Origin of the sequence: Protofrankia sp. Cas4 (assembly GCF_963555915.1) — a bacterium.
In the GTDB taxonomy this organism is placed as follows: Bacteria; Actinomycetota; Actinomycetes; order Frankiales; family Frankiaceae; genus Protofrankia.
Genome location: NZ_CAUVXL010000069.1, coordinates 26,691 through 31,368 on the forward strand (window position 1 = coordinate 26,691; position 4,678 = coordinate 31,368).

Here is a 4,678-nt window from a genome sequence, read left to right on the forward strand (position 1 = left end):
GGAGGCTGGATGCTCGACATCGAACTCGCGGAGATCGTCGACAACCTTCGCACCATCGGTGCGGACATCACCGACGTGGAGGTGAAGAAGGCCCACGGCGGGTTGCCGAAGTCGCTGCGCGAGACTCTCTCGGGGTTCGCGAACACGCGAGGCGGTGTGGTCGTCCTTGGTCTGGACGAGGCTCATGGCTTCGTGGCGACGGGACTTCCCGATCCGGCGAGGCTCGCAGCTGATCTCGGTTCCATGTGCTCCGAGGACATGGAACCGCCGTTGCGGCTACTGATCAAAATCCACGACTTCGAGGGCGCCCAGATCCTGGTCGCCGAGGTCCCTGAGCTCGATCCCGCGCGGAAACCCTGCTACTCACGTGGGGCCGGCATCACCAAGGGCAGCTACGTCAGGGTGGGCGACGGTGATCGTCGACTGTCGGCCTACGAGGTACAGATGATGCTCTCGTCACGTGGTCAGCCCCGTGAGGACGAGCAGGCGGTCCCCGGCGTTGATCTCGATCAACTGGATGCGACCACTGTCGATGCATTGGTCGCCCGGCTGAGGACCAGCAGGCCCTACGCCTTCAAGGACTTGGACCGCTTGGCAGTGCTGCGTCGCGCCAAGGTGCTCGTGACCCGGCGCGACGGCGGGGACGAGGTATCGCTGGGAGGCTTGCTCGCACTCGGTAGGTATCCACAGGAGCACTTCCCGCAGCTGATGGTCACCTTCGTTCACTACCCGACCGAGACCGGCGGCCGGTCCACCGAGAGGTTCCTGGACAACGTGACGTTGGAAGGCCCGGTCCCGGTCATGATCCGCGACACGCTGGCGGCCGTCCGCCGGAACATGTCTCGTCGGGCTGTCGTCGGGGGTGCGGGCCGGCAGGATGTCTGGGAGTACCCCGAGACCGCTCTGCGTGAAGCCGTCGTCAACGCCTTGGTCCATCGGGACCTGTCCGGGGGCGCTCGAGGCGCCCAAGTCCAGGTCGAGATGTACCCCGACCGCCTGGTGATCCGCAATCCGGGCGGCCTGTTCGGTCCTGTCACGGTCGACAGCCTCGGCGAAGAAGGCGTCTCCTCGGCCCGCAACGCCACCCTCATCAAGATCCTCGAAGACGTTCCGCTGCCCGGCGAGACCCGCTCCGTCTGCGAAAACCGCGGGTCGGGCATCCGCGCCATGCTCGACTCGCTTCTCGCCGCAGGAATGAGCCCACCGGACTTCAACGACAAGATCTCGTCGTTCGTCGTCGTTTTCCCCAACCACACCTTGCTGAGCGAGGAGACCGTTGCTTGGATCAGCGGGTTGGGTGAGAACGGCCTGACCGACAGCCAATGCGTCGCCCTCGCGCTCCTGCGCCAGGAAGGAATCCTCGATAACCGCGCCTACCGCAACGCGACGGGAGTCGACTCCCGTATCGCCACCAGCGAGCTTCGGGACCTGGTCGTCCGCGAACTCGTCACCCAGACCGGAACCCGCCGTTGGGCCAGGTACCAACTGTCCTGGCGAACAACGTCAGCGAAAGACCAGTCTTCTCGGGCCGACCGCCGACCGGAGCTGCTCGTCGCCCTCGGCAACGAGACTCTCTCACGCTCCGAACTCGTTACACGGACCGGTCTCAGCGACCAGACCATCCGACGATGGCTGAAGATCATGCGAGACGAAGGCTCGGTCGACATCGTCGGCAACAGCCTCAAGAGCAAACACGTCCGCTACCGCCGCACCTACCAGAATCTGCTCTTCCGTTCCGAAGACACAGACCGCGACTGACCACTCTCCGTGGGCCCTTAGGGTAGCTGGCGGGGCTTCAGCGGGGTGCTGGGACGGTGCGGGCGATCCGACGAACCATCGTCCGGACCATGACCAGGCAATCTACCCCAATTTCGGAACACCTGTTCGAGGACGACCAAACCCGTCCGCCTGCGCACTCATGGGATGTCGTTCCTGCTCTGCAGCCGTGTCCCGACCGGACGAACGGCGATCTCAGGGCCCTCCACCAAGATCATGCAGTTCTTCCAATGACACGTCGCTGGAATCCCGCGTTCCCGACCTGACGTCCGAGCTGGGCACCGGCGTCATTCATGGCGACATGCACTACGGAAATGTCATGTGTCTCCCGGGGCGCAGGTTGCTCCTCATAGATTTCGATCAAATATGCCGTGGTCCGCTCGAGTGGGATCTCGTACCGAACCTGGTAACCTTCCGGCGCTTCGGAATGTCCGACGAGGCCTACGAAGAATTCTCCTCCGCGTATGGGTATGATCTCCGCGTGTCGCCGCATGTCGGGACGTTCATCGCGCTGCGAGAGCTGGGGATGGTGACATGGCTGCTCCAGCAGTATGGGACGAGCGCGAGTCTTGATGAGGAGATTCGTCGTCGGATCGGCTCCATCAATGAGCCTGGTGCGCGTGCGACCACGTGGAGAGCGCGTTGACTCTGCCGGTGCCGCCGTTCGATCCCACGGTGGAACGGTCGGTGCACAGGATCTCGACCGTCATCGCGACGACCGCGGAGACCGTCGACCTTTTACGGGCGGAAGGCCGGCCGCCGTCTGAGTTTCTCCGGCTCGGGCGGCTGGAAGCCTTCTATATTGCCGCGGTCTAGCAGCTTCCGCGCGTTCTGGCGTGTCGAGACATCGACGCGGATTCCCTGAAGTTCCGTCGGGGGGAATCCACGACGGCTACCGTGCGCAAAGCGCGACTGTGGTTATTTGACGTCCAGGCGGGGCCGGTCGTCGCCGTATTTTCCGTGGATGTTGAATGTGCGCCGAAGGTGCTCATCTCGTTCCTCGAAGACTGCTATTACGATCACCTCACCGTCGAATCCTCACCGTTGGAACGCTACGTAGCCGAGACCCTCGACGGGGCCGACGTCCCGATCATGGCGAGCGCCGGCGGGACAGCGCTCGGCCCGCAGCGGCACCAGATGGTGTTCACGTCCGCGACGCTGCCCGAGGATACGGTCCAACGGATCGTCTACCGGGCGGACCTCGACTGGAACCCCGCGTATTCGTCCATCAAGTTTCCCGCTGAACTCAACCGGCGACCCGCCAGCGGCGCGGCCGTGGGCGCCTACGTCTCGGTGTTGTCCGCTCAGCAGGACTATATCGAGAACTGTGCTCTCCTGTCCGCGGTGCAGATCGTCGCCGCGACCGGTAAGGTCCGCCAGATTCGGCTAGCCGCCTACGATGCGCTGTTACGCGTCCGTGACCTTTCCCGTGACCGTACCGCGCTGAGTACGGCGGAGCGCCGCGCGGAACTCGCCAGGATCAATGAGACGATGGCCGAACAGGAATTATAGCTGACCTTCGGGGTGGAGACGGCGTGCGAGATCGGAATTCTGATTCCCGCGCTACGGGTGGAGAACTTCCATCGTCAGCTCATCGAGTGCGCGGGGCTTACCGACAATGTGTCGACGGTGTCGGCGATGCTGGGCAGGGTGGCCGGTACGGTGACTCCGTGACCTGGATGCCAAAGACACGTACCCGGTCGACACCTCGCACTATTCGTCGTCCACCTCGGGCGAACTCACAAGACGCAAAGTCTCTGCCGCCATATCTAGAGACGGACTGAACCGGTCTGGAAACTCCTCGGCAAGCTGCGTGAAAATCTTCGCCGCTTCGGTGGCGGGGGCGAGCGCTTCGGCGCGCCGGCCCACCTCCGACAGGACGGCCGCCAAGTTGCCCAGCGACATCGCGAGGTCGGGGAGGTAGGCGTCGGGCGCGGCCTCGGCGAGCCGCCGGCGGATGTCGGCCGCTTCGGTGGCGGGGGCGAGCGCTTCGGCCCGCCGGCCCACCTCCGACAGCCGGTTCGCCAGATTGTTCAGCGACGTGGCGAGATCGGGGAGGTAGGCGTCAGGGGCAGCCTCAGCCAACCGCCGACGGATGTCGACCGCTTCGGTGGCGGGGGCGAGGGCCTCGGCGCGCCGGCCCACCTCCGACAGGAAGGCCGCCAGGTTGTTCAGCGACGTGGCGAGATCGGGGAGGTAGGCGTCGGGCGCGGCCTCAGCCAACCGCCGACGGATGTCGACCGCTTCGGTGGCGGGGGCGAGGGCCTCGGCGCGCCGGCCCACCTCCGACAGGAAGGCCGCCAGGTTGTTCAGCGACATGGCGAGGTCGGGGAGGTAGGCGTCGGGGGCAGCCTCGGCCAACCGCCGGCGGATGGTGACCGCCTCGGTGGCGGGCGCGAGCGCCTCGGCCCGCCGGCCCACCTCCGACAGCGACGTCGCCAGATTGTTCAGCGACATCGCGAGGTCGGGCAGGTAGGCGTCGGGGGCCACCTCGGCCAACCGCCGGCGGATGCTGACCGCCTCGGTGGCGGGCGCGAGCGCCTCGGCGCGCCGGCCCACCTCCGACAGCCCGATCGCCAGATTGTTCAGCGACGCGGCGAGGTCGGGCAGGTAGGCGTCGGGAGCCACCTCAGCCAACCGCCGGTAGAGGTCGACCGCCTCGGTGGCGGGGGCGAGCGCCTCGGCGCGCCGGCCCACCTCCGACAGGAAAGCCGCCTGATTGTTCAGCGACATCGCGAGGTCGGGCAGGTAGGCGTCGGGGGCGGCCTCGGCGAGCCGCCGACGGATGTCGACCGCTTCGGTGGCGGGCGCGAGCGCCTCGGCCCGCCGGCCCACCGCCGACAGCGAGATCGCCAGGTTGTTCAGCGACATCGCGAGGTCGGGGAGGTAGGCGTCGGGGGCG

6 protein-coding genes are annotated in these 4,678 nt (G+C 66.2%); 5 read left to right on the top strand and 1 reads right to left on the bottom strand.

Annotated features, from left to right (window positions below; all coding sequences use genetic code 11):
• Positions 1–9: 9 nt before the first annotated feature.
• The 5 genes from U9979_RS07110 to U9979_RS07125 all read left to right on the top strand — a co-directional run bounded on the left by U9979_RS07110 (position 10) and on the right by U9979_RS07125 (position 3,450).
• Entirely contained in the window at positions 10–1,758 is a 1,749-nt protein-coding gene (locus U9979_RS07110) for an ATP-binding protein (RefSeq protein ID WP_416219643.1), read from the top strand.
• Positions 1,759–1,918: 160 nt separating this feature from the next.
• Positions 1,919–2,422 carry a phosphotransferase family protein gene (locus tag U9979_RS25120; protein WP_416219638.1) on the top strand — a complete coding sequence of 168 codons (504 nt, stop codon included), beginning with the start codon at positions 1,919–1,921 and terminating at the stop codon, positions 2,420–2,422.
• The gene (locus U9979_RS07115) at positions 2,419–2,592 is read left to right on the top strand and encodes a hypothetical protein (protein WP_322778736.1); all 174 of its coding nucleotides are present in this window, start codon (positions 2,419–2,421) and stop codon (positions 2,590–2,592) included. Before U9979_RS25120 ends, U9979_RS07115 begins: the two co-directional genes overlap by 4 nt.
• A gap of 81 nt (positions 2,593–2,673) precedes the next feature.
• Positions 2,674–3,288, top strand: coding sequence for a hypothetical protein (locus U9979_RS07120; protein WP_322778737.1), 615 nt, complete (start codon positions 2,674–2,676; stop codon positions 3,286–3,288).
• A 12-nt stretch (positions 3,289–3,300) separates the two neighbouring features.
• Entirely contained in the window at positions 3,301–3,450 is a 150-nt protein-coding gene (locus U9979_RS07125; RefSeq protein ID WP_322778738.1) for a hypothetical protein, read from the top strand.
• Positions 3,451–3,489: 39 nt separating this feature from the next.
• Here the strand turns inward: U9979_RS07125 and U9979_RS07130 are convergent.
• A partial coding sequence (locus U9979_RS07130) for a tetratricopeptide repeat protein (protein WP_322778739.1) occupies positions 3,490–4,678 on the bottom strand: 1,189 nt, incomplete at its 5' end.